The 23,976-nt window shown below is 72.5% G+C and carries 23 protein-coding genes and 1 riboswitch; of the genes, 14 read left to right on the plus strand and 9 right to left on the minus strand.

Annotated elements, in window-relative coordinates:
- The first annotated feature begins 13 nt into the window (after positions 1 to 13).
- The 3 genes from opcA (at position 14) to BM051_RS21530 (ending at position 3,300) form a co-directional block, all read left to right on the plus strand.
- Entirely contained in the window at positions 14 to 1,027 is a 1,014-nt protein-coding gene (gene opcA / locus BM051_RS21520; RefSeq protein WP_092533412.1) for a glucose-6-phosphate dehydrogenase assembly protein OpcA, read from the plus strand.
- Complete coding sequence (gene pgl / locus BM051_RS21525; protein ID WP_092533415.1) at positions 1,024 to 1,803, plus strand: 6-phosphogluconolactonase; 780 nt, start codon at positions 1,024 to 1,026, stop codon at positions 1,801 to 1,803. Before opcA ends, pgl begins: the two co-directional genes overlap by 4 nt.
- A 279-nt stretch (positions 1,804 to 2,082) precedes the next feature.
- A complete protein-coding gene (locus tag BM051_RS21530) occupies positions 2,083 to 3,300 on the plus strand; it encodes a sensor histidine kinase (RefSeq protein ID WP_092533418.1) in 1,218 nt (405 codons plus the stop codon).
- A 262-nt stretch (positions 3,301 to 3,562) separates the two neighbouring features.
- Here BM051_RS21530 and BM051_RS21535 read toward each other — a convergent pair whose 3' ends face one another.
- Positions 3,563 to 3,808, minus strand: coding sequence for a hypothetical protein (locus BM051_RS21535; RefSeq protein WP_092533421.1), 246 nt, complete (start codon positions 3,806 to 3,808; stop codon positions 3,563 to 3,565).
- Positions 3,809 to 4,203: 395 nt separating this feature from the next.
- Here BM051_RS21535 and BM051_RS21540 point away from each other — a divergent pair, with 395 nt between their 5' ends.
- Positions 4,204 to 5,040, plus strand: a complete 837-nt coding sequence (locus BM051_RS21540; RefSeq protein WP_092533424.1) for a helix-turn-helix domain-containing protein — start codon at positions 4,204 to 4,206, stop codon at positions 5,038 to 5,040.
- An 8-nt stretch (positions 5,041 to 5,048) separates the two neighbouring features.
- Complete coding sequence (locus BM051_RS21545) at positions 5,049 to 5,243, plus strand: DUF397 domain-containing protein (RefSeq protein ID WP_092533426.1); 195 nt, start codon at positions 5,049 to 5,051, stop codon at positions 5,241 to 5,243.
- Between the two features lie 67 nt (positions 5,244 to 5,310).
- Here the strand turns inward: BM051_RS21545 and BM051_RS21550 are convergent, their stop codons facing one another.
- From BM051_RS21550 to BM051_RS21575, 6 genes are all read right to left on the minus strand, one after another.
- Positions 5,311 to 5,655: an RNA polymerase-binding protein RbpA gene (locus BM051_RS21550; protein WP_092533428.1), complete on the minus strand. Its 345-nt coding sequence runs from the start codon at positions 5,653 to 5,655 to the stop codon at positions 5,311 to 5,313.
- 55 nt (positions 5,656 to 5,710) lie between these two features.
- Positions 5,711 to 5,941: a preprotein translocase subunit SecG gene (gene secG / locus BM051_RS21555; protein ID WP_092533430.1), complete on the minus strand. Its 231-nt coding sequence runs from the start codon at positions 5,939 to 5,941 to the stop codon at positions 5,711 to 5,713.
- A gap of 56 nt (positions 5,942 to 5,997) precedes the next feature.
- Entirely contained in the window at positions 5,998 to 6,783 is a 786-nt protein-coding gene (tpiA, locus tag BM051_RS21560; protein ID WP_092533432.1) for a triose-phosphate isomerase, read from the minus strand.
- Positions 6,784 to 8,019 (minus strand): phosphoglycerate kinase, encoded by a 1,236-nt coding sequence (locus BM051_RS21565; RefSeq protein WP_092533434.1) that lies wholly within the window; start codon positions 8,017 to 8,019, stop codon positions 6,784 to 6,786.
- A gap of 10 nt (positions 8,020 to 8,029) precedes the next feature.
- A complete protein-coding gene (gene gap, locus BM051_RS21570) occupies positions 8,030 to 9,034 on the minus strand; it encodes a type I glyceraldehyde-3-phosphate dehydrogenase (protein ID WP_092533436.1) in 1,005 nt (334 codons plus the stop codon).
- Positions 9,035 to 9,330: 296 nt separating this feature from the next.
- Positions 9,331 to 10,527: a winged helix DNA-binding domain-containing protein gene (locus tag BM051_RS21575; protein ID WP_092533438.1), complete on the minus strand. Its 1,197-nt coding sequence runs from the start codon at positions 10,525 to 10,527 to the stop codon at positions 9,331 to 9,333.
- A gap of 306 nt (positions 10,528 to 10,833) precedes the next feature.
- Between BM051_RS21575 and BM051_RS21580 the strand changes: the two genes are divergently transcribed.
- The 9 genes from BM051_RS21580 to BM051_RS21615 all read left to right on the plus strand — a co-directional run bounded on the left by BM051_RS21580 (position 10,834) and on the right by BM051_RS21615 (position 22,170).
- Entirely contained in the window at positions 10,834 to 11,856 is a 1,023-nt protein-coding gene (locus tag BM051_RS21580; RefSeq protein ID WP_134046284.1) for a prenyltransferase/squalene oxidase repeat-containing protein, read from the plus strand.
- 46 nt (positions 11,857 to 11,902) lie between these two features.
- On the plus strand, positions 11,903 to 12,355 hold the full coding sequence (locus BM051_RS21585) for a hypothetical protein (protein WP_092533442.1): 453 nt from the start codon (positions 11,903 to 11,905) through the stop codon (positions 12,353 to 12,355).
- A 366-nt stretch (positions 12,356 to 12,721) separates the two neighbouring features.
- Positions 12,722 to 12,859 (plus strand): hypothetical protein, encoded by a 138-nt coding sequence (locus BM051_RS29190; protein WP_166677798.1) that lies wholly within the window; start codon positions 12,722 to 12,724, stop codon positions 12,857 to 12,859.
- A 658-nt stretch (positions 12,860 to 13,517) separates the two neighbouring features.
- A complete protein-coding gene (locus BM051_RS21590) occupies positions 13,518 to 15,359 on the plus strand; it encodes a YcaO-like family protein (RefSeq protein WP_208325990.1) in 1,842 nt (613 codons plus the stop codon).
- Positions 15,360 to 15,394: 35 nt separating this feature from the next.
- The gene (locus BM051_RS21595) at positions 15,395 to 16,420 is read left to right on the plus strand and encodes an LLM class flavin-dependent oxidoreductase (protein ID WP_092533445.1); all 1,026 of its coding nucleotides are present in this window, start codon (positions 15,395 to 15,397) and stop codon (positions 16,418 to 16,420) included.
- Positions 16,421 to 16,543: 123 nt separating this feature from the next.
- Positions 16,544 to 19,081, plus strand: a complete 2,538-nt coding sequence (gene pepN / locus BM051_RS21600) for an aminopeptidase N (RefSeq protein ID WP_166677799.1) — start codon at positions 16,544 to 16,546, stop codon at positions 19,079 to 19,081.
- A gap of 5 nt (positions 19,082 to 19,086) precedes the next feature.
- The gene (locus tag BM051_RS21605) at positions 19,087 to 20,448 is read left to right on the plus strand and encodes an MATE family efflux transporter (protein ID WP_092533451.1); all 1,362 of its coding nucleotides are present in this window, start codon (positions 19,087 to 19,089) and stop codon (positions 20,446 to 20,448) included.
- Positions 20,449 to 20,463: 15 nt separating this feature from the next.
- A riboswitch (cobalamin riboswitch) is annotated at positions 20,464 to 20,586 on the plus strand.
- A 54-nt stretch (positions 20,587 to 20,640) separates the two neighbouring features.
- Positions 20,641 to 21,450: a (2Fe-2S)-binding protein gene (locus BM051_RS21610; RefSeq protein ID WP_092533454.1), complete on the plus strand. Its 810-nt coding sequence runs from the start codon at positions 20,641 to 20,643 to the stop codon at positions 21,448 to 21,450.
- A gap of 75 nt (positions 21,451 to 21,525) precedes the next feature.
- Entirely contained in the window at positions 21,526 to 22,170 is a 645-nt protein-coding gene (locus tag BM051_RS21615; protein ID WP_092533457.1) for a LysE family translocator, read from the plus strand.
- A 25-nt stretch (positions 22,171 to 22,195) separates the two neighbouring features.
- Here BM051_RS21615 and BM051_RS21620 read toward each other — a convergent pair whose 3' ends face one another.
- Both BM051_RS21620 and BM051_RS21625 read right to left on the minus strand, forming a co-directional pair.
- Positions 22,196 to 23,038 (minus strand): ABC transporter permease, encoded by an 843-nt coding sequence (locus BM051_RS21620; protein ID WP_092533460.1) that lies wholly within the window; start codon positions 23,036 to 23,038, stop codon positions 22,196 to 22,198.
- Entirely contained in the window at positions 23,035 to 23,952 is a 918-nt protein-coding gene (locus tag BM051_RS21625; RefSeq protein ID WP_243859684.1) for an ABC transporter ATP-binding protein, read from the minus strand. The genes BM051_RS21620 and BM051_RS21625 overlap by 4 nt, the downstream gene beginning before the upstream one ends.
- Positions 23,953 to 23,976: the final 24 nt, after the last annotated feature.

The raw sequence follows: 23,976 nt of genomic DNA on the forward strand, positions 1-23,976 counted from the left end.
CCTGGAGGACCCGGTGATCATCGACCTGCCATCCACCACCGCGTCGCAGGTCAACCAGAAGCTGGTCGAGCTGCGCGAGCGCGGCGGCGCCGTCGCGCTGGGCCGCGTGCTCACCCTGGTGATCGTGGCCGACGACGACGAGCACCTCGAGAACGCCGTCGAGGCGGCCAACGAGGCCAGCCGGGAGCACCCGTCGCGAGTGATCGTGGTGGCCAGGGGGGTGCGCACCGCCGCGCCGCGGATCGACGGACAGATCCGGGTCGGCGGGGACGCCGGCGCGAGCGAGGTCATCGTGCTGCGGCTGTACGGGCCGCTGGCCGCGCAGGGGCAGAGCGCCGTGGTGCCGCTGCTGCTGCCGGACGCGCCGATCGTGACGTGGTGGCCGGCCGCCGGGCCGAAGGCGCCGGCGGACGACCCGCTCGGCCACCTGGCGCAGCGCCGGATCACCGACTCGGCCGCCGAGCGCAACCCCATCCGGGCACTGACCACCCGCGGGAAGAACTACTCCCCCGGCGACAGCGACCTGGCGTGGACGCGATTGACGAACTGGCGGGCGCAACTGGTGTCGGCGCTGGACCTGCCGCCGTACGAGAAGGTGACGGCGGCGTCGGTGGTCGGTGAGGCCGACTCGCCGTCCACCGAGTTGCTGGCCGGCTGGCTGGCCGCGTACCTGTCGGTGCCGGTGAAACGGGTCAAGACCACCAGCGCGCAGGGCATCCTGTCGGTGACGCTGGAGCGGCGGTCCGGACCGATCGAGCTGACTCGGCCGGACGGGCGGATCGGCCGGCTCACCCAGCCCGGGCAGCCAACCCGGCGGATCGCGCTGCAGCGCCGGGACACCAAGGACTGCCTCATCGAGGAGCTGCGCCGGCTCGACCCGGACGAGGTGTACGAGGCGGCGTTGTGCGGGCTCGGCAAGCTCGCCGGGCGGAGCCGCTCCGGGGGCCGGTCCGGGAGTGGCCAGGCCGGCCGGGCCCGGGAAGGTCGGAAGGGCGCCACGGCGTCGGCGGGGAAGGACCGGGGATGAGTCGCACCGAGGTCGTCGTCTACGCCACCCCGCGGCTGCTCGCCGCGGCCGCCGCGGCCCGGCTGGTGACCCGGCTGGTCGATCTCCAGGCGGCCAAGGGGTCGGCGTCGCTGGTGCTCACCGGCGGCGGCACCGGGATCGCGATGCTGGAGCAGCTGCGCGACTCGCCGGCCCGGGACGCGATCGACTGGCGGCGGCTGGACGTCTACTGGGGCGACGAGCGGTTCGTTCCGGGCGGTGACCCGGAGCGCAACGAGAAGCAGGCGCGGGAGGCGCTGCTGGACCACGTGCCGGTGGACCCGGACCGGGTGCACGCGATGGCGCCGTCGGACGGCGAGTTCGGTGCCGACCCGGATGCCGCGGCGGCGGCCTACGCGGCGGTGCTCGCGGCCCACGCGCGGCCGGAGGACCACGGCGACGTGCCCACGTTCGACATCTTGCTGCTCGGGCTGGGTGGCGAAGGGCACACCGCGTCGATCTTCCCGGAGTCGCCGTCCGTGTACGAGACGGAGCGCTCCGTGGTGGCGGTGCGGCACTCCCCCAAGCCGCCGCCCACCCGGATCTCGCTGACCCTGCCGGCGATCCGCCAGGCCGCGGAGGTGTGGCTGGCGGCGTCCGGCGAGGGCAAGGCTGATGCGGTGGCGCTCGCCCTCGCCGGCGCGGGTGAGGTTCAGCTTCCGGTGGCCGGTGCGCGCGGTCAGCGGCGTACGCTGTGGCTGCTGGACCGGGCCGCCGCCGGCAAGCTCCAGCGGGTGTACCAGCCGCCACTGGCCTGACCCCGACTTTTTCGATCGGCCGTCATGTCGCGGCCGGTCGATGTCCGGTGTGCGTACCCCGTCGCGGTGTTGCCTCGTTGTACCGATGTGCCGGTATACCGGCGCGGACTCGTGGTACGGCTCCTGCCGGGCTGGCGGGTCGTAGAAATTGCAACTAAATCCTCGCCGGTCGGGGAATAATCGCATTCTTAACGGACGCACATTTGTTCGTTGCTGCGCGTCCCGATCCGGTCCCACGCACCTCTCTTCACCAAGTCCACAAGACGAGAGGTCCAAGCCATGACCACTGAGGGGTTGTCCTTCCCCGGGTTTTCGGTCGGCGGCTCCGGCGCGGGAGCCGCCGACCGGGCACGGCCACCCGTCCGCGTCGCCGATCGGTTCGCCTGGACACGCCGGCCCGCGCTGCGCTCACTCGCCGTCGACGTCGCCGCGATCACCCTCGCGCTGCTCGACTTCTGGCTCGTGATCCCCGAGCAGGCCGAGCCGTACTCGTTCGTGCTGTCCGCGATCGCCTGCCTGGCCCTGGTGGCACGCCGGTGGTTCCCGTTCGCCGTGCTGCTGGCCACCGTGCCCGGGTTCCTCGTGGGGTGGTCCCAGCTGGCCGCGATGATCGCGCTGGGGTTCCTGGCGACACGCAAGCAGCATCACTGGCAGGTGTGGGTCGGCGCCGGGTTGGTGTGGGTGGGCAGGTTCGTCCCGTGGCCCCCGGCGGAGTTCTTCGCGCTGACCTGGCGGGAGCACGTGTTCCGCGGGATCTACGGGGTGATCGTCGCGGGAATGCCGGTGGCGATCGGGCTGCTCATCGGGGCGCGGACGGAGCTGTCGAAGCGGCTGGCGGAGCTGGCGGCGAGCCGGGACCGGGAGCGGCAACTGCACGAGCAGGCGGTGCGGGCCGAGGAGCGGGCTCGGCTGGCGCGGGAGATGCATGACGTGGTGTCGCACCAGATCACGCTGATTGCGATGCAGGCGGGGGCGTTGTCGGTGACGAACACCGCGGGCGAGGCGCAGCGGACCGCGCAGACCATCCGCGAGCTGAGCAAGCACACGCTGGAGGAGTTGCGGGCGCTGGTGGGCGTGCTGCGCTCGGGCGCGGTGGACGACGGGCCGCGACCGGGGATCGAGAAGCTGCCCGAGTTGGTGCGCAACCTCGAGGTGCCGGTGCGGCTCATCGTGGAGGGCGTGCCGGAGGAGCTGTGCCCGAAGGTGTCGGCGGCGGCGTACCGGACGGTGCAGGAGTGCCTGACGAACGTGCACAAGCACGCGCCAGGCGCGCAGGCGGAGGTGTACGTCCGCGGGGACGGCGACGGGCTGCGGGTGGAGGTGCGCAACGCGCCCGCCGACCCGACGGCGACGGTGCCGGAGGCGCGGTTGCCCTCCGGCGGGCACGGGCTGACCGGGCTGGCCGAGCGGGCCCGCCTGCTCGGCGGCACCTTCGAGACGAACCCCACCCCCGACGGCGGCTTCCAGGTCCGCGCCCGCTACCCCGTGCGGAGCTGACTCCCTGCGCCTGCCTCGAAGGCCACCGCGACCGCGTCGAGCGCGATCACGGTGGCCTTCCCGGTGCGACAGGTGCCGCTGTTGCGGGACGAATGTTTCGCTCACCGTGCCACCCTTACTCGCCGGACAATGCCACCGCGCCGGGCAGCGAGTCGACGGCGTCCGGGCGGCCGTGTGCGTCAGGCAGGTCGGCCAACCAATCTCTGAGCAGTGCCGTGCCGACGCGGCCGCGAGCGCGGCGCCACCACGATCAGCACCGACATCAGGTCGACGTCGCGGCGAGCGCGACGACGACCATGAAGAACGCGAGCAGCCAGGGGACGAGCACCCAACCCGAGAGGGTGCGCCCTTTCCGCACGGCGATCCCGCCACCGACGAGCGTCACGAGAATCTCGGTCAGGCCGGCGACCAGGATGATGATCACCACCGCCGCGGCGACGGCGTCGTCACGGAACGCGGGCGCATCCCCGCCGCCGTCGCAGCGTGCACTCGGCATCGCCACGCCCACGGCGCACGCCGATGCTGACCACCGTCACCCCGGCCAGCAGCACGGCTGAGAAGACCAGGCCGATCCACTTCAGCGCTTTGCCGTCCGCGGTTCCCCAGCCACCGCTGCCACCCCTCCGGCCCAGGCGTGCCACCTCATCGTCACCCTCTCCCCCGAACGTGTGGTCTCGTGCTGACGCTATGCCACGGGGGCAACGGATTCAACGGAATCGGCATTGTTCCGGCGGCCTTACCCAGGAGGGTGAAGAGGATTACGCACGTAATCAATGCGTAGTTCTACTCACTCGGAATGACGACCTGCGGGTAACTTTCCGGGCGCGCAGGTCATGCTTCTTTGGGGTGTAAGGGGTGCGTTCCTGTCTGGATTTTCGGCTAGGTGCCGCTACGTTCTCCAGCATGGCAGACAGGATCTCCGATGCCCGCCGCCGCGAGGTGGGCGATCAACTTCGCAAGCGCCGGGTCGTCGCGGACCTGACCCTGGCGCAACTGTCCGACCGCACCGGCTTCTCCGTCACCAAGATCTCCCGTATGGAGTCCGGGCTGGCGACCTACTCCGAGGTGGACATCACCATCCACCTCGCCCACTGCCGTCAGTCGAGCAACGAGATCGCCGAGGTGCTGTACCTGGGTCGGGAGACCGAGAAGGGCTACCTGGTGCGCCGGGACTCGCTACGGACCCTGGTCCTGCACGAGAACACCGCCCGCACCATCACCACCGCCTCACCGGTCCTCGTCCCCGGACTACTCCAAACGGAGGACTACGCCCGGACGAGCATGCAGGTGCTGGGCAATCGCGACGAAGCCCAAATAGCTGCCCGGGTGCAGGTTCGACTGGAGCGGCAAAGCCTCCTCTACCGGTGGAACCCACCAAAGTTCACGTTCTACCTCTGCGAGGGGGCCCTGCGCTCGAAGATGGGCAGCAACCGCGTGATGAACGAGCAACTGCTCCATCTGGGCTTCGTCGCGGAGCGGGCAAACATAACTATCCGGGTGGTCCCATCCACCGCCAGTTCAGGCGCCTTGTGCGTCAGCCAGCTCACCCTGATGAGCTTCGCCGCGCACGGCTCACTGCTTTACACAGACACGCTCGTGGCTGGGCTGTTCGTAGAGAACCGGGAGGACATCGCCACCAGCAGGGCTCTTCTTGGACGGCTGGCGCAGGATGCTCTGGATGAGCGACAATCACGGGAGTTCCTTGCCCGCCTGGCAAGCGAGTACGACCAGCCCGACTAAGGAGGAGCATGCGCACGCCCGGAGAAACTTGGCGGAAAAGCACCTACAGCTCACCTGATGAAGACTGCGTCGAGGTGGCCTTCGCCAGCGAGGTGGGTGTGCGCGACTCCAAGAACCCGGCCGCCGGCCACCTGCGCCTCACCCCGCGGGCCTGGCACGCGTTCCTCACCACCTGCCGCGACCTCCCCGCACCCCAGGGCTAACACCATGAAGGCCACCTTCATGGCGTTGAGCGCAATGAAGGTGGCCTTCATGGCATGTGTGGCTGGCTCAGACCTGCTGCCGGCGCTGGCGCAGCCGCTCCAGCGCGTCGCGGAGGATGGCCTCCCCGTCGGCGTCGCTGCGCCGCTCCTTCACGTACGCCAGGTGCGTCTTGTACGGCTCGGTGCGTGGCGCCGCCGGCGGGTTGTCTTGGTCCTGCCCGGCCGGCAACCCACACCGCGGGCAGTCCCACTCCTCCGGTACCTCGGCCTCCATGGCGAAGGACGGGCGAGACTCGTGCCCGTTGGCGCACCAGTACGACACCCGGCGGCGCGGCGCGGTCTCCCCGCGCTCGGACTCGCCGGAGGGACCGGCACCGATCCTGGTGCCCCGAATCGCGTTTCCGCCAACCATGAATCCTCACATCAGGAATCGGTGGCGCACCCCCCAAGCAGGCACGCCTGTTCTGTCAAACCTTCAGCAGCAGGCCGAGGCCCACGATGCTGATCAACCAGATCGCGCCGAGCAACAGCGTGATCCGGTCGAGGTTCTTCTCGGCGACACTCGAGCCCGCGAGGCTCGACTGCATGCCGCCACCGAACAGGGACGACAGGCCACCGCCCCGGCCACGGTGCAGCAGCACCGCGCCGATCAGCAGCACGCTGGAGGCGATCAACAGGATCTGCAGGAACAGCTTCATCTCACCCTCGTCAGTGCGGCGGCCTGAGGTCTCAGACTACCGGGTAGCTCCCTCGATCAGGGCAGCGGCCCGCCGGCGGCGAGCGCGCACAGCTTGGTGAACTCGTCGGCGTCCAGGCTGGCCCCACCGACGAGGGCACCGTCAACGTTGTCGCACGCCACCAGGTCGGCGATGTTACCGGATTTCACCGACCCGCCGTAGAGCACGAGGGCGCCTTCCGCGACCTCGCCCCCGTACTTGTCGGCCAGGGTCTTCCGCAGCGCGGCGCACACCTCCTCCGCGTCGGCCGGGGTGGCCACCCGCCCGGTGCCGATGGCCCACACCGGCTCGTACGCCACCACCACGTCGCGCACCTGCTCCGCCTTCAACCCCTTGAGCCCGGCGACGAGCTGCGCCGTGGTGTGCTCCAGGTGTCCACCGGCCTCCCGGACCTCCAGCGGCTCCCCCACGCAGAGGATCGGCCGCAGCCCGTGCTTGAGCGCCGCACGCACCTTCTTGTTCACCAGCTCGTCGGCCTCGCCGTGGTACTGCCGCCGCTCGGAGTGCCCCACGGTGACGTACGTGCAGCCCAGCTTGGCCAGCATCGCGCCGGAGACATCGCCGGTGTAGGCGCCCGAGTCGTGCGGCGAGAGGTCCTGCGCGCCGTAGGTGAGCAGCAGCTTGTCGCCGTCGACCAGGGTCTGCACGCTACGGATGTCCGTAAACGGTGGGAGTACGGCGACATCAACCTTCGCGAAGTACTTCTCCGGCAGGGCGAACGCGATCTTCTGCACCAGGGCGATGGCCTCGAGGTGGTTGAGGTTCATCTTCCAGTTGCCGGCGATCAGCGGCTTGCGCGCCATCTACTCGCTCCCCTCGTCCAGCACGGCCACTCCGGGCAGCTCCTTGCCCTCCAGGTACTCCAGCGACGCGCCGCCACCGGTGGAGATGTGCGAGAAGCCCTCCTCCGGCAGGCCGAGCAGCCGCACCGCCGCGGCCGAGTCGCCGCCACCGACCACGCTGAACGCGTCCGAGTCGGCGATCGCCCTGGCCACCCCGCGGGTGCCCGCGGCGAACGGGGCCAGCTCGAACACGCCCATCGGGCCGTTCCAGAACGTGGTGGCCGCGCCGGCGAGGGTGTCGGCGAACGCGCGCACCGTGTCGGGGCCGACGTCCAGGCCCATCCAGCCGTCCGGAATCGCGTCGACGGGCACCGTGCGGGTGGCGGCGTCGGCGGCGAAGGCATCGGCCACCACCACGTCGGTGGGCAGCTGGATCTTGTCGCCGGCCTCGGCCAGCAGCCGCTTGCAGGTGTCGACCATGTCCGACTCCAGCAGCGACTTCCCCACCGAGTGGCCCTGGGCGGCGAGGAACGTGAAGCACATCCCACCGCCGACCAGCAGCCGGTCCACCTTCGGCAGCAGCGCCTCGATCACCGCCAGCTTGTCGGAGACCTTCGAGCCGCCGAGCACCACGGCATAGGGGCGGCGCGGGTCGCCGGTGAGCCGGTTGAGGACCTCGACCTCGGCCAGCACCAGGCCACCGGCGTAGGCGGGCAGCACCCTGGCCACGTCGTAGACCGAGGCCTGCTTGCGGTGCACCACCCCGAAGCCGTCGGAGACGAAGGCGCCGCCACCGCGCCCGCCGGCGCCAGCGGCACCCGCACCGCCGACCAGACCCGCCAGCTCCGCGGCCAGCGCGGCCCGCTCGCCGGCGTCCTTGCTGGTCTCCCGCGGGTCGAACCGGACGTTCTCCAGCAGCACCACCGCCCCGTCGGTGAGCGCGTCCGCGGACTGCCGGGCGGAGGGGCCGGTGACGTCCCCGGCGAGGGTGACCCGGGTCTCGAGCAGCTCACCGAGCCGGCCGGCCACCGGGGCCAGCGAGTACTTCGGGTCCGGCGTGCCCTTCGGCCGGCCGAGGTGCGCGGCCACGAGCACCCTGGCGCCGGCCTCGACCAGGCGCCGCAGGGTCGGGACGGCGGCACGGACCCGGCCGTCGTCGGTGATGGTGTCGTCGTCGAGGGGAACGTTGAGGTCGGCGCGCACCAGCACGCACCGACCTTCCACGCCCTCGACGAGCAGGTCGTCGAGTGTCTTCACCGGCGCGACCTCAGGACAGCTTCGAGCCGACGAGCGTGACCAGGTCGGCGAGGCGGTTGGAGTAGCCCCACTCGTTGTCGTACCAACCGAACACCTTGACCTGGTCGTCGATGACCTTCGTCAGCGGCGCGTCGTAGATGCAGGAGGCCGGGTCGTTGACGATGTCGCTGGAGACGATCGGGGCGTCGCTGTAGCGCAGGATGCCCTTGAGCGGGCCCTCCGCCGCGGCCTGGTAGGCGGCGTTGATCTCCTCGACGGTCGCCTTCTTGGCCAGGTTGACGGTGAGGTCGGTGATCGAGCCGGTGGGGACCGGGACGCGCAGCGAGTAGCCGTCGAGCTTGCCGTTGAGCTCCGGCAGCACCAGGCCGATGGCCTTCGCCGCGCCGGTGGAGGTGGGCACCACGTTCAGCGCGGCGGCGCGGGCGCGGCGCGGGTCCTTGTGCGGGCCGTCCTGCAGGTTCTGGTCCTGCGTGTAGGCGTGGACGGTGGTCATCAGGCCCTTCTCGATGCCGAACTCGTCGTGCAGCACCTTGGCCAGCGGGGCCAGACAGTTGGTGGTGCAGGAGGCATTGGAGATGATCGTCTGCGAGCCGTCGTAGAGCTTGTCGTTGACGCCCAGCACCACGGTCAGGTCCTCGCCCTTGGCGGGGGCGGAGATGATGACCTTCTTGGCGCCGCCGGCGATGTGCGCCTTGGCGGCGTCGGCGTTGGTGAAGAAGCCGGTGGACTCGACGACCACGTCCACGCCGAGGTCGCCCCACGGCAGGTTGGCCGGGTCACGCTCGGCGAGCGCCTTGATGGTCGTGCCGCCGACGACGATGCCCTCGTCGCTGACGCTGATCTCGTCGGGGTAGCGGCCCAGGACGCTGTCGTACTTGAGCAGCTGCGCCATCGTCGCGACATCGCCCAGGTCGTTGAAGGCCACCACCTCGATGTCGTGGCCCGCCGCCTGCACGGCACGGAAGAAGTTGCGACCGATGCGGCCGAAGCCGTTGACGCCTACGCGAACCGTCACTGCTCTGCTCTCCTCATTCGGGCTCGACCCGGCGGCGCCGGGCACCACTTCGTCGGGCTGACTACCTCGTGGCCGCGCTCCTCCCGCCTGCGCTCGGTCGATGCTCGGCGGTCGTCGCGCGGCCGTTCCTTCCTGGCCACCCTCCTCCCGCCTCCGCTCCTCCCTCGCTGGCGCTCGGTCGATGCTCCGGCGGTCGTCGCGCGGCCGTGTTCACCGCAAACCCTAGCGTGCTCACCTGCTGCTTCCGGAGTGACCCGAGGCGAGACGTCGACCACCCGCCTGGCCAGGGGAATCGATTAAGAAACCAGCTCGCGCTGCAGCGGTGAGGGGAACCGCGGCACCACCCGGACGTCGCCGAACCACCGGCGCCACCGGTCCGCCTCGGCGGCCACCGCGGCCTCCGCCTCGGCGCCGACGTCCTCCAGTAACCGGACCGCGATCTCGCCGTCCGGGCGCTGCGCCCAGCCGCCGACGATCCGGCCGTCGCACCACACTGTGGGGCCGACGTTGCCGTTGCGGTCGAACAACGCGGCCCGGTGCGGGCCGAGGAACCAGTCGCGCCCGGCCCAGCCCATCGGCGTCGGGTCGAGGGACGGCAGCAGCGCGACCCACGGGTCCGGCTCGGGCACCGGGTCGAGGTCGTCGGCGAGGACGAGACCGGGGATGCCGTCGAGGTCGACCTCGACGGGGCCGAGGTCGGCGAGCGCCTTCTTCGTCGTCGCCACGGTCCAGCCGGTCCACCAGCGGAGGTCCTCGACCGGGGCGGGGCCGAACGCCGCCAGCCAGCGACGGGCCAACTCGACCCGCGCGGCGTGCGGGTCGAGCGCGGGCAGGCCCCCGCGCAGCCACGCGCCGGTCGCGTGCCACTCGTACTGGCTGGACAGCCAGGTGCCGCGCGGGCGGCCGCGCACGATGCGGCCCTCCATGGAGAGCACGTTGAGCACGCGGGTGGTGACGTAGCCGATGGCGGCGTAGGGCTTGCCCCTGGCCATGTGCAGCTGCTGGCGCAGCCGGGGCACGTCCTCGGTGAGGTCCTTCGGCATGGCCGAGCCGCGCCGCTCCAGTGCCGCGGCGGTCTCGTCGAGGACCTCGGCCAACCAGCGGTCGGCGTCGGGGACGGGCTCCGGATGGCCCTGGGCGGTGAGGTCGCGGGCGAGCTGGCGGCGCTGCGCCCTGGCGATGTCGCCGGCGCAGGCGGCCTGGACGACCGGAGCGACCGGTGTGGGGACCACGAACATGGTGCGGCGCATGCCGATCATGCGCACGAGCGTGCGGTCGGTGTAGAGGGCGCGCTCGACGGCGGCGACGGCGGGGTCGCGCAGGCGGGCCGCCGCGGAGAGGTGGACGGTGGCCGGGTCGGTGGCGTGCAGCGCCACGAGGCTCTCGGCCACGTCCTCGGGCCGCTCGGCACGGGCACCGGGCACGAGCCGGTGGCGACGGGCGAGCCGGGCCCTGCGCTCGGCGACGGGAACGCGGCGGATCTGGCGGGTCATGACGCCTTGGTACCACCCGGGTCTGACATTCGTACCGGACAGCCACCCCCCGTTCGGGCGCGCCGCGCACCCGCGATCGGCCGAAGCCGGCTAGGCAATCGGTACCGATTCGCACGGGAGAGGCGCCGTGTCCATATAGGACGATTGTGGACAAGTCGTTGCGTCGTAGACCATTCGGGTGCTCTTCCCGCTCAACTCTCCCGATTTCCCGCCACGCTGCTAGCGTCGAAACCGAGCCCGTGAGCGGACGCCGGCACCGGCCTCGCTCCGGGACAGCATTCTGAGCCCGACACTGGGGGATGGGCCATGACTCGCACCCGTGCACGGCACGGCTTCGGCCGAGCTCTGGGGATTCTTGCGCTGGGACTCCTCACCATGCTGATCGGGGCACCGGCCGCGACGGCCGTGCCACCGTCGACTACCCACGGAACGCACACCGCTTCGTCGGGCGGACCGTGCACGCCGCGGTCCGCGCTCGACCGGCTGGCCGACTACATCCGCACCCAACAGGCGCCCGACGGCTCGTTCCCCGGCATCGGCCCGGGCTCGACCGCGGACGCGGTGTACAGCCTCGCCGCCGCCGGCGTCGACCCGTCGACGGTGACCACCAACGGCAACTCACCCATCGACTACATCTACTCGCGGACCGACGATCTCGACACCGGCGTCGCGGCGAGGTTCCTGCTGGCGCTGATCGTCTCGGGCCACTCGACGACGGCGCCGAACGGCATCGACTTCGTCCGTGCCGTCGAATCCGGCTACGAGCCGGCAACCGGCCTGTTCGGCGTCAACCTCACCGCCCATTCCTACGCCATGATCGCGTTGCGCGCCGCCGGCCGACCGGTGCCGTCGGCCGCGGCCGACGCGCTGCGCGCCCGGCAGCGGGCCGACGGCGGGTGGAGCCACTACGTCCCGGCGCGGAACAGCGACACCAACACCACGGCGGTGGCCCTGGTCGCGCTCAGGGCCGTCGGCGGGGCGCACCCGGACACGGTGCGGCGTGCCCTGGCCTACCTGCGCACCCAGCAGGCGGCCGGGGACGGCGGCTTCACCTTCTCCACGGAATACGGCACGGCCAGCGACACGAACTCGACCGCACTCGTCGTCGTCGCGCTCCGCGTCCTCGGCCAGGATCTCGCGGCCTGGGCGCAGAACGGCAACCACGTGGTAACCAGGCTGCTCGCGTTCCAGAACCCGTCCGGCGCCTTCCGCCACACCGACGAGTTCCCGACCGACAACCCCTACGCCTCGTACCAGGCGGGACCGGCACTGGCGGCCACGCTGTGCCGAACTGGCGTCACACCGAATGCCGGCGCGATGGGGAGCTGAGGCGCCGGCACCCGTTCCACGTCCATCGTTCCACCAAGGAGGGACCATGTCCGCTGCGCGCCGGTTCGCCGCCGTCGCCGCCACCGCCGCCGCCGTCACGACGGCCGTGATCACCGGCCCCGCGGCCGCGGCCACGACCACCGCCGGTGCCTGCACCGGGACCAGTGGGGTCACCGTCGTCGTCGACTTCGCCGAGCTGGGTGGAGGTATCGAGACCCGCTGCGCGCCGGGCGATCCGGCCAGTGGGCTCGAGGCGTTGACCGGAGCCGGGTTCACGTACGACTTCGTCCCGGGGTATCCCGGTTTCATTTGCCGGATCGACGAGCTTCCCGATCCCTGCAACGGCGCGCCAGTGACCGCCTACTGGTCGTACTGGCACGCCCAGCCGGGCGGGTCGTGGTCCTACAGTCAACTCGGCGCGGGGAACTACGACCCCGCCCCAGGCTCGGTCGAGGGTTGGGCCTTCGGCGCCGGACAGGAACCCGGGGTGAATCCATAGCCGCCCGCTGTTCGGACCCTCCAGCGAACCCTTCGCACACAAAACGGACAGAACTGTTCGCCTCGTTCGGAACGTTAACAACGACGTCCGGAAGACACGAGCCGCAGAGCAAACGCGGCCGGAAAAGCAGATGGGGCGAACACCAGGAACGTGGTCGCCAGCGCGAACGAGCTGGCCGGATCCCAGCGCGGACAACACCCGAGTGCGGCCGGCTCAACAACCGATGGCGATCCGAGGGCATTCGCGCGCCAATAACACGGGTGGTGAAGAAAATTCCCCCGACGCCTTGACCCGGACACGAGCACGGGAATACGGTGGAGTTGGAGCCGCAGCCACTATTCGCCAATCCGAAGGGGATAGGAAGTCATGGCACATCACGGCTACGAATACGAGGAAATCGACGAGACCGCTCCGCGACGGCTCCGGGCACACACCCCCGCCGTGGAGGACTCCTTCGGCTGGCTCGACACCCCGGACACCGAGGCCGACGAGCAGGCCGAGTAACACCCACCCGGGTGGTCGGCCGGGTCCACCGTGGGCCCGGCCGACCACCCGGCAGGCCCGACGGCAGCGGCCAGCGCAAGGAGAACGACCCGCGCAACGGGCGCCGCGACGAGTCACGGCGTTGCGGATCGCTCCTCACGGACCGCCTCTTCGCGAACCACGGGGGACCATGGTGAAGGCAGGGACAGCCGACCAGACCGGCCGGGACGTCGGTCCAGCCGCGTACCCGGTATCGGGTTACCTCCTCTACCGCGGTTCGGACGGACAGTGGCGCTGTCTCCTTCCGGACGGCCGTTTCCTCCACCTGCGGGCTAGCGATCACGTGCTGCGCCACGCGCAGGCCGTGCTGGGTGGCGCCACTTCCGCTCGGGGTGAGCCGCTGATGGTTCCGCACCAGCCGGCGGCTGCGGGCGAGCCGCCGACTCCGGGCGAGGTACGGCGGTTTCTGGCCGGGCTCGTCGAACGCGGAGCACGGGGCGAGCCAGACCCCGCCACCACCACAACCGTTGCCACCGCCCCCACCGCCCCCACCATTGCCGCCACCGCCGACCTGACTCGCTACACGGTGTGCGTCGAATCGGTGCCCGCCGCGGGCGACCGCCCGGACAATCCGGTCGCGGACCTGGTGCGAACCCTCCTCGAACCCCACGTCGAGCTCGTGCGACGAGCGACGCCTCCCGGCGCCCCGCTCGACCTCTCCGAGGGCGTCGACGTCATGATCTCCTGCGCGGGCTGGCTGCCCGACCGGCACTGGCAGGACGTGGACGAGCACTGCGCCACCGCCGGGATCGCCTGGCACCGCTGCCATCTCGACGGCGGCCGGCTCCGGGTGGGGCCGATGGTGGTACCCGGGGACGGGGTCCGCTACCGCGACGTGCGCGCCCGCCGGCTGGCCGCCAGCCCGGTGCCCGAGGAACTGCGTGAGCTGTGGGCACACCTGGACACCGGCACGAACCTCCCGGCGCCACCCTGGCCGGGTCCCGGCCAGGTCGCCGTGGCCGCCGGCCTGCTCGTCGCCGACGTGCTCGCCCACCTCGCCGGAAACCCCGTCCCGGGCGCGGGCCGTGAACTGACCGTCGGTCCGGGCGAGGTGGTCCGCCATCCGGTGTTGCCGCTGCCTGTCGATACCGGGCGTCCCGGCTCTCCCGTCCCGGTGTCGAGCCTGGTCGACCCGCGGTTCGGGGTGGTCACCCGGCTGCGCCGGGAACAGCCGGCCGACGTACCGGCCGCCTTCGTCAGCTACACCGCCGAGCTCGCGAACACCCGCGAGTTCGCCCCGTGGACCGCGGACGCGGTCACCGGCGGCGCCGCCTGGGGCGACCCCGAACGCGCCCGCGCGGCCGCCCTCGGTGAGGCGGTCGAACGCTACTGCGGCAACGCCGTCCCAGCCGACCTGGTCATCGGCTCCGCGGCCGACCTGGCCGCCACCGGGCGGGACGTCCTCGATCCCACCGGGCTCGCGTTGTACTCGGCCACCCAGTACGCGACGCCCGGTTTCCCCTTCGTCCCGTTCGGCCGGGAGCTCGAGACGGCCTGGGCCACCGGGCGCGACCTGCACGGCGGCGGCCCCATCCTGGTGCCGGCGGCACTGACCTACCTCAACGGACCGGGCACCCGGCCCGGCGAGCACCCCGCCATCTCCACCCAGGCTTTCGCCGGGATCGCCGCGGGCCCCTCGGTCGCCGCCGCCGAACGCGCCGCACTGGAGGAGTTGCTCGAACGCGACGCCGTGACACTCTGGTGGTACAGCGGGGCGCCGGCACGCGCGCTACGAGCGGACCACGACCCGCGGCTCGCGCTGCTGCGCGCCGACACCGTCGCGGCTGGACTGGACCCGACCTTCCTGGCCATCCCCTGCCCGTTCGATGTGCCCGTGATCGGGGTGTTCCTGGAGGACCACGAACGCGGCGTGGTCGCCTTCGGAACCGCCTGCCGGCCCACCCCCGTGGCCGCCGCGGAGAAGGCACTCTGCGAGGCGCTGGTCACCTACACGGTCAGCCGCGAGCTGGCCGCCCCGGACAGCGAGTTCTGGGCCGCGGTCAGCGCGGGCCGCCTCCGCGCCAGGCCGTACCGACCGTGGCGGGCCGACCGACACTACCGCGACGACTACCGGTCGGACTGGCGGGATCTCACCCACCTCGACCCCAACGTCCAGCTGTACCTGGACCCGCGAATGCGGGACGCGCCGCTGCGCCGACTGCGGAACCCGGTCGGCGAGGTCGACCTCGCCCCGGTGGACGGCGACCCTCGGGACGCCTACCTGCGGGCCCTCGCCGCCACGGGGTTGCCCGCCGTATCGGTCAACCTCACCACCCCCGACGTGGCGGCAGCGGGGCTCCGCGTGGTCAGGGTCGTCGTCGGCGGCCTGTACCAGCTCGCGCCGGCCGCGTTCCCCCTGCTCGGGGGCACGCGCCTGTACACCGAACCGGTCACCCACGGCTGGGTGCCCGGACCACTGACCGAGGACGACCTGGTCCGTCATCCGCTGCCGTTCGCCTGAACCGGGCGGACACCGAAGGGAAGAATGGAGCCGGAATGCGCTTGGGTTTGGCGCTGGGATACAGCGGTGAGCCGATGTCGGAGGTGCTGCCCGCGGTGCAGGCGGCGGACCGGGTCGGGTACGACTCGGTGTGGAGCCTGGAGGAGTTCGGCCCCGACGGGGTCACGATCCTCGGCTACCTCGCCGCGAAGACCGAGCGGATCAAACTCGGCACCGGTGTGCTGCAGGTCGCCCCGCGCACCCCCGCCCTCACCTCGATGACGGCGACCACTTTGGACGCGCTGTCCGGTCAACGCACGCTGCTCGGACTGGGGCTGTCCCAACCGTGGCTGATCGAGGGATGGCACGGGCTGCCGTTCCACCACCCCACGGATGTTCTGCGCGAGTACGTCACCGTGCTGCGCAAGGCGATCGCCCGGGAAGGGCCGCTGGAGTTCGAAGGGCGCTACTACCAGATCCCCTACCGGGGGCCGCACGCCCGCGGCGTGTCCCGCCCACTCAAGGCCCTCTACCCGCCGCCCCGCACCGAGATCCCGATCTACCTGGGTACCACCGGTCCGCGTAACGTCGCGCTCACCGGGGAGATCGCGGACGGCTGGCTGGTCGGCGGCCTGTACATCCCGGAGCACGAGAAGGTCTGCCTCGCGCCACTGGAGGAGGGCATCGCCCGGGCCGGACGGCGACGGTCGGACGTCACCATCGCCAAAGTCATCGACGTGATCCGGGACGACGACCTGGACGCCGCGCGCGCGGAGGTCCGCGCCGTGCTCGCCTCCTACCTCGGCCCGCGTGGGGTCGGCGTCCGCAACGTGCACTTCGAACAGGCCTGTGAGATGGGTTGGGAGGCGGCGGCACACCGGGTCCGCGCGCTGTTCACCGAAGGCAGAAGGAAGGAAGCGGCCGCCGAGGTACCCGACGAGCTCGTCGACCAGTACGCGCTGCTCGGCCCGCTCGACCGCATCATCGACCGCCTCGTCGCCTGGAAGGAGTCCAGAGTGGACGTCCTGGTGCTGCTCACCCGCGATGTCGAGCTCATCGAGGCGGCACAGGCGGCGCTGTGAGCGGCCAGGCGGAACGCCGGTGTGCCCGATGGTCGTGAGCGGAACGCGGCTCCCCGCTCACAGGGGTGGTGGGCGTCCGACGAGGGCGCTCACCACCCCGCCCGGTCACTCGGGAACCCCTCGGTGAGCGGTGGCCCGACCGACCGCGCGGCACTGACGCGGGCCGAGGCCGCGGAGCGCGCCACCGTCGTTCGCGACCCCAGCTACCACGTCGAGCTGGACCTGCGCGCCGACGCGGCCACCTTCACCAGCCACACCACGATCCGGTTCGCCGCCCGGTCCGGCGCGAGCACCTTCCTCGACCTCACCGCGGCGGCCGTCGAGAAGGCCACCCTCAACGGCCGTCCGCTGCCCACGACCGGACGGCACCGCCTTCCCCTGCCCGACCTGCGCTCCCGCAACGAGCTCGTGGTGCGGGCGCGGTGCTCCTATTCCCGGACCGGGCTGGGCCTGTCCCGGTTTCGCGACCCGGCCGACGGTGCCACCTACGTGTTCTCGCAATGCCAGCCGTTCGCCGCGCACCGCATCTACCCGTGCTTCGACCAGCCCGACCTCAAGGCCCGGATCGCGGTCACCGTGCTCGCGCCACCGGACTGGGTGGTCGTCGGCAACGGGCCCGCCCACCGGTTCGGCACCGGGTGGCGGCTCGCGCCGACACCCCCGATCCCGACCTACACCAGCGCCGTCGTGGCCGGTCCCCTCCATCAGGTCCACGAGCGGCACGGCGACGTCCCGCTCGGCCTGTCCTGCCGGCGCTCGATCGCCGGTCTCCTGGACGCCGGCGAGGTCTTCCGGCTCACCCGGTGGGGGTTGGACTTCTACCGCGAGCTGTTCGGTCGGCCCTACCCCTTCCCCACCTACCACCAGGTCTTCGTGCCCGAGTTCCCGATGGGCGGCATGGAGAACGTCGGCTGCGTCCTGCTCGGCGAGCGGTACCTGTTCCGGTCGACCCCCACCGAACCGCAGCGGATCGACCGGGCCGCGGTGCTGCTCCACGAGATGGCGCACATGTGGTTCGGCAATCTCACCACGATGCGCTGGTGGGACGACCTCTGGCTGAACGAGGCCGTCGCGACACACGCCGCCACCCTGGGCCTGGCCGCGCACCCCGAGTTCGGGGAGCGCGCGTGGGTGGACTTCGCCCACCGCTACAAGGCCCGGGCCTACGCCGAGGACCAGGGCCGGACCGCCCACCCCGTCCTCGCCCGGGTCGGGAGCACCGCTGGCCTGCTGACCCGGTTCGACGACATCACCTACGCCAAGGGCGCCGCGCTGCTCAAGCAGCTCGCGCACTGGGTCGGCCCCACCGCCTTCGCCGACGGCGTTCGCCGACTGCTCCGCGAGCACGCCTTCGGCACGGTCGACCGCGCCGACTTCCTCCGGGCGCTGGCCGACGCCTCCGGCCGCGACCTGGACCAGTGGGCCGACGAGTGGCTGGACACCACCGGAGCGCCGACCCTGCGCACCGACGCCACGATCGGGCCCGACGGGCGCTACACCGAGGTCGTCGTGCACCAGCTCCCGGCCCACCCCGGCGCCCGGCCCCGCCGGCAGCGGATCGCCCTCGGTCACTACACCGCGACCGCCGGCGCGCTGAACCGCACCTGGCGGCGGGAGGTCGACCTGCGGGGACCGCGCACCCCCGTGCCCGAGCTGGTCGGTCGTCCCGCCGGCCTGCTGCTGCCCAACGACGACGACCTCGGCTACGCCCGGCTGGCCTTCGACGCCTACTCCCTGACGATGCTGACCGAGCGGCTGGGCGAGCTCCCGTCCGCGCTGGCCCGCACGCTCTGCTGGACGGCACTGTGGGAGCTGACCCGCGACGCGGAGCTGGCCACCGGCGACTGGGTACGCCTGGTGGCCCGGCACGCGGTGCCGGAGCCCGACATCGGTCTCCGCCGCGAACTGCTCGACCATGCCCGGCACGCAATCGAGCAGTACAGCGCCCCCGACCGGGAGGCGGAGCTGCGAGTTGCCCTGGCCGCGGCGGCCCGCACGGCGCTCGACCGCGCCGATCCGGGCGGCACCGAGCAACGCGGCTGGGTCCGCTACCTGGTCGCCGTCGAGGACGACCCGGCGTTCGCCCACGGGCTGTTCACCGGCACGATCACCGTGGACGGCCTAGCCGTCGACCCCGACCTGCGATGGCACCTCGTGATCCGGCTCGCCACGCTCGGCGCCGTCGACCAGGTCGCCATCGCCGCGCAACGCCGCCGCGATCCCGGCGACCTCGGGCGGCGCAAGGCGTGGCTGGCCTGGGCGAGCCTTCCCGACCCGGCGGTGAAGGCCGCGGCGTTCGCCGCCGCGGTGGAGGGTGTCGCCGACGGGACGGAACTGTCCCTGGCCGTCCGGGACGCCATCCTGACCGGGTTCTGGCGGCCCGGGCAGTACGCGGTCCTGGCCGAGTACGCGGAGCACACGTGGGTGGACGCGGTCGCACGGTTGTGGGCCGAGCACCGTCCGGAGGAGGAGCTGTTGACGTTGACCACGGCGCTGTACCCGGCGTGCCGGCCCACCGCGGCGATCCTCGCCGCCGCGGGCCGGTTGCTCGCCGGCGACCTGCCCCCGGCCGGCCGGCACATCGTGCGGGAGGGCGCGGACGAGACCCGGCGGGCACTGCGCGCCCAGGCCGCCGACCACCGCGCGCGGGAAGGGCGGTAACCGGCGTGGCCACGACGGAGAGCGACGCGAGCGGCGACGCGGCGACGGGCACCGCGCGGCTGGTGCCCGCGTTGCTCCGGCTCGCGTGGCCATTGGCCCTGAGCGGCATGGTCACCGTCGCCATCGCCGGCAACGACACCGTGCTGCTGGGCCGCCTCGGCGCGGACGCGGTCGCCATCGGCGCCGTCGCCGTCGGCGTGCACACCGTCGCCGTCGCGCTGCTGTCCGGCTTCGGCATCCCCGCGCAGGTGATCGCCGCGCGGCGCCAGGGGGCGGCCGACCCCGCCGGAGCGGCCCACGGTGCGGAGCGCACGGTCGCGATCGCGCTCTGGGTGGGTGTCCCGCTCGCCGGCGCGCTGGCCCTCGGTGCCGAACCACTGATCACCGCGATCGCCGGCCCGGCCGTCGACGTCCCGCTGTCGGCGGCGTACCTGCGGATCGTGGTGTCGGGGCTGCCCGCCCTCGCGGTGGGGGTCGTCCTGCGCGGCTTCGCCACCGGGATCTCGCGGTCGGCGGTGGTGTTGGTGAGCACCACCGCCTCCGCCGCTGTCGACGTGGCCGCGTCGATCCTGTTCCTGCGGCTCGGCGCCGGTCCGCTGGGCGTCGCGGCGGGCACCCTGCTCGGGTCGGTCGTGCCCGCCGTGGTGTTCCTGGTGTGGTCGCGGCGGATCGGCCGCACCGGCGTCCCGGTGCCGACCCTGCGGGGAGTCCTCCGCCGCCCCGCGCGCAGGCACCGGGAGGCGTGGTCGCTGGGCTGGCCGGAAGCCCTGCTCGGGGCGACCGGCACCGGCTCGATCGTCGTGGTGACGGTCCTGCTGGCGCCCAGCGGCGCGGTCGCGCTCGCCACGGTGCGCGCCCTCGACGTGGCCGAGCTGGCGGTCTGGATGCTGATCTCCGGCCTGGCCGCGGCCGGCACCACACTGCTGGGCGAGCGTATCGGCGCCGGCGACCCCCACGGCACTCGGCGGGTCGTGCTCGTCACGGCGGGCAGCGTGGGCACCGTGGCGGTCACCTGCGCCGCGTTGCTGCCCCTGGTGACCCCGGCCGCCCTGCGGCTGGCCGTCGACGATGCCCGGGTGGCCGCGGAGGCCGAGCGCGTGGTGTGGCTGTTCTGGGCCCAGGTCCTCTGGATGGCGGGGACCGCGACCACCAACGCGGTGCTGCGCGCGCACCGGGACACGCGAACTCCCCTGCGGGCCAGCCTGATCGGCGAATACGTCGTCTTCCTGCCGCTGGGTTGGCTGCTCTGCCGTGTGCTGCACCTCGGGGTGACCGGCATCTACCTGGCCCACCACGTGTTCTGGGCGACGTTCCTCGCGGTGGGGCTGCTGGCCGTGCGGGCCCGGCTGCGCCATACTCCGCCGTGACCAGGCGATGACGGGGAGGAAGCCGGTGCGAGTCCGGCACGGTCCCGCCACTGTGACCGGGGAGCGGATCCCACGACGGCCACCGGCGAGCGCGCTGGGAAGGCCGGGACGAGCGACGATCCGGGAGTCAGGACATTCCCCCCATCGCGTCCTCCGACCGGGGCGGATTTCCCCGAGAGAGGAGCCCGCACCGTGGGTTCACCCTGTCCCCCTCCCCCGCGGCCAAGCCGAACGGCGGACCCGGCCCCCTCGGCCCGCCGCGCCGACCCGGACCGGGTCCGCGCGGCGGTCACCGCGGCGGCGACCTTCGGCGACTACTTCGTGGCGACCACCGAGCCGGGCGAGGGCACCAGCTTGCGCGACCTGCGCGGGGACCACAGCGGCCTCCGCGCGGTGGTCGACGGGGCCGCCGCGGCGTTACGGGTCGACGAACCCCGCGTCGCGGCCGCGCAGCTGCACTACGAGCTCGCCGAGAGGCTGTGGTCGCTGGCGCTCGGCACCTGGGCAACCGGGGAGCTGGCGGCGGACCTCGGCCCGCTGCGGTGCGGGTTCACCAGCACGGCTGTCACGCTGGCCCTGCCCTCCCCTGGCGGATGGGACGTCGCCGATCCGACCGAGCTGGCCGCGTTGCTCACCCACACCGTCGTCGACGAGCAGCTCCGCCCGCTGCACGACGCCCTGCGCGCGGTGACCCGGGTGGCCACCGGGCTGCTGTGGGGCAACGCGGCGGCCGGGCTCGTGCTGGCGGCCAGGGCGGTGACCCGGTCGCGGCCCGACCCACGGGTGGGCACGCTGGTCACCGCCCTACTCGCCGCGCCCCCGCTGCGCGGCACCCTCGACGGCCGCTGGGACGGTCCGGTGACCCGGCGCAGCTGTTGCCTGTACTACCGAGTTCCGAACGGCCGGCCCTGCGGTGACTGCCCACTCACCGGGGCCGCCGTGGTCGGCGGGGCGGCGGCCCGCCGCCGCGCCCACCGGGTCCGGAGCGGTCGCTCCGGCTGACGGCCCCACTCGGTGCGGCGGCGCGGGCCGAAAAACCGGCTGCTCGGTGTCGGTACCCGGGGCTAGGGTCGGCCCATGGTCGCTCCGGAGCAGCTCATCGCGTTCGCCGTGCTGACGGTCGTCATGGTGGTGATCCCCGGCCCCAGCGTGCTGTTCACCATCAGCCGCGCGCTCACCGTGGGCCGGCGCGGCGCGTTGCTGACCGTCGTCGGCAACGCGGTCGGGGTGTACCTGCAGGTGGTGGCGGTCGCGTTCGGGCTCGGCACGCTGGTGCAGACCTCGGCGACGGTGTTCACCGTGGTGAAGCTCGCCGGCGCCGCGTACCTGGTGTACCTGGGTGTGCAGGCGATCCGGCACCGCCGCGCGCTGAGCGACGCGCTGGCGGTCAGGGTGGGCCCGGCGCATGGCGGTCCGCTTCGGCTGGTCCGCGACGGCGTCGTGGTGGGATTCGCCAACCCGAAGTCGATCGTGTTCCTCGCCGCCGTGCTCCCCCAGTTCGTCAACTCCGCCGCGGGCGCGGTGCCGGCGCAGATCCTGCTGCTGGGCACGCTGTTGCCGATCACCGCGCTGCTGCTGGACAGCGCCTGGGCCTACGCCGCCGGCACCGCGCGGGCCTGGTTCGCCCGCTCTCCCCGCCGGCTGGAGCTCATCGGCGGCGCGGGCGGACTCACCATGATCGGCCTCGGCACCGGGCTCGCCGTCAACGGCCGCAAGGACTGAGCGCCGCGCCCGCGTCACACCGAGGTCATGTGGCGGGCTCCCGCACGGTCGATCCGGTGGCGCGCCGCGCCATCCGGCCCAGCACCATCGGCGCCACCACGAACCCCAGCACGGCCCACGCGCCGAGCACGGCGGCGGTCTCCAGGTGCCGCCAGGACTCGCCGATCTCCGCGACGGCCAGCGCGTCGGGCAGCAACGCCGAACGCATCCCGAGGCCGAGCCAGTAGAGCGGGAAGACCTGCGCGATCCACTGCAACCACGCGGGGAACGCGGTGACCGGGTAGAACACCCCGGAGGCCATCACCAGGCCGGTGATCAGCAGCATCACGAAGCCGAGGCTCTGCGGGCGGGGCGCCAGCGACCCGAGCACCGCGCCGATCGGCAGGGTCGCCACCAACCCGAGCGCCAGCACCCACACCAGGGTCAGCCACGCCCCCACCGCGCCCAGCCGGAGGCCGTCGAACAGGAACGCCGACGGGACCAGCACGACGAGCAGCGCGGCGACGGTCAGCGTGGCCTGGCCGACCACCTTGCCGGTGAGGTAGCCGAGCACGCCGTGCGGTGTCGCCTTCGCGCGCAACAGCGTGCCGTCCTCCCGCTCGCTGGTCAGCGCCATCGCCAGGCCCATCATCCCGGTGAACACGACGGTCATGGCGAGGATGCCGGGGACGGCCTGCGCCCCGAGGGAGAACGTCGTGCCCGGCACCGTCGTGCCGCGCAGCGTGTACATCACCACCAGCGCGACGATCGGCATCCACAGCCAGCCGAGCAGGTCGGCCGCGCTGGTCGCGATGGTGCGGAACTCGATCCAGCCGCGCTGCAGACCGGCGCGGACGGCGGCGTTCACCGGGTTGCTCGTGGTTGTCATCCGGACACCTCCAGCAGCTCGCGCGGAGCCTCGGCCGGTCGGCCGGACTCGAACTCGCGGACCAGGGCCAGGTACACCTCCGGCAGACTCGGCCGGCGGATCTCCAGGTCGGTGACCCCGTCGTCCCGGCGGGCGAACAGCTGGCGGACGAAGCCGGTGGGGTCGGCGCAGGTGTGCACGCGCCGCTCGCCGTCGCGAGTGAACCGGACCTCCGCCTCGGCGGCGACCCGGCGAGCGAGGTCGGCCGGGGTGCCGTCGGCCACCACCGTGCCGCCGGCGAGGATCACGATGCGGTCGGCGAGCTTCTCCGCCTCGTCGAGGTCGTGGGTGGTGAGCAGGATCGTTGTCTCCTCTACATCGGACAGTTGGTGGACCAGCTCGTGGAACTCCTGGCGGGCGTGCGGGTCGAAGCCGACCGTCGGCTCGTCCAGGAACAGCAGCTCGGGTCGGCCGACGAGGGCGATCGCGACGTCCAGCCGGCGCCGCTGCCCTCCGGAGAGGGTCGCGATCCGGGCGTTCGCGTGCTCGGCCAGGCCGACGAGGGTGAGCAGCTCGTCCGCCCGGTAGGGACTGTCCACATAGGGCGTGTAGAAGCGGCCGAGATGGCCGAGCAGCTCGCGGACCCGCCAGCCGCCGTGGTCGCGCCAGGACTGCAGCACGATCCCGAGCCGGGCCCGCCACGCGTCGTCGCCGCGCTCCGGGTCGACGCCCAGGACACGCACGCCACCCGCCGAGCGGGTGCGGAAGCCCTCCAGGATCTCCACGGTGGTGGTCTTGCCCGCCCCGTTCGGGCCGAGCAGGGCCAGCACCTCGCCGCGCTGCAGGCGCAGGTCGACCCCGCGCAGCACCTCGGTCGAGCCGTACCGCATCCGCAGCCCACGGGTCTCGATGACCAGGTTGTTGCCAAGTTCCATACCTTCAACTGTATCGTTGAACTG

Origin of the sequence: Amycolatopsis arida, from assembly GCF_900115565.1 — a bacterium.
GTDB lineage: Bacteria > Actinomycetota > Actinomycetes > Mycobacteriales > Pseudonocardiaceae > Yuhushiella > Yuhushiella arida.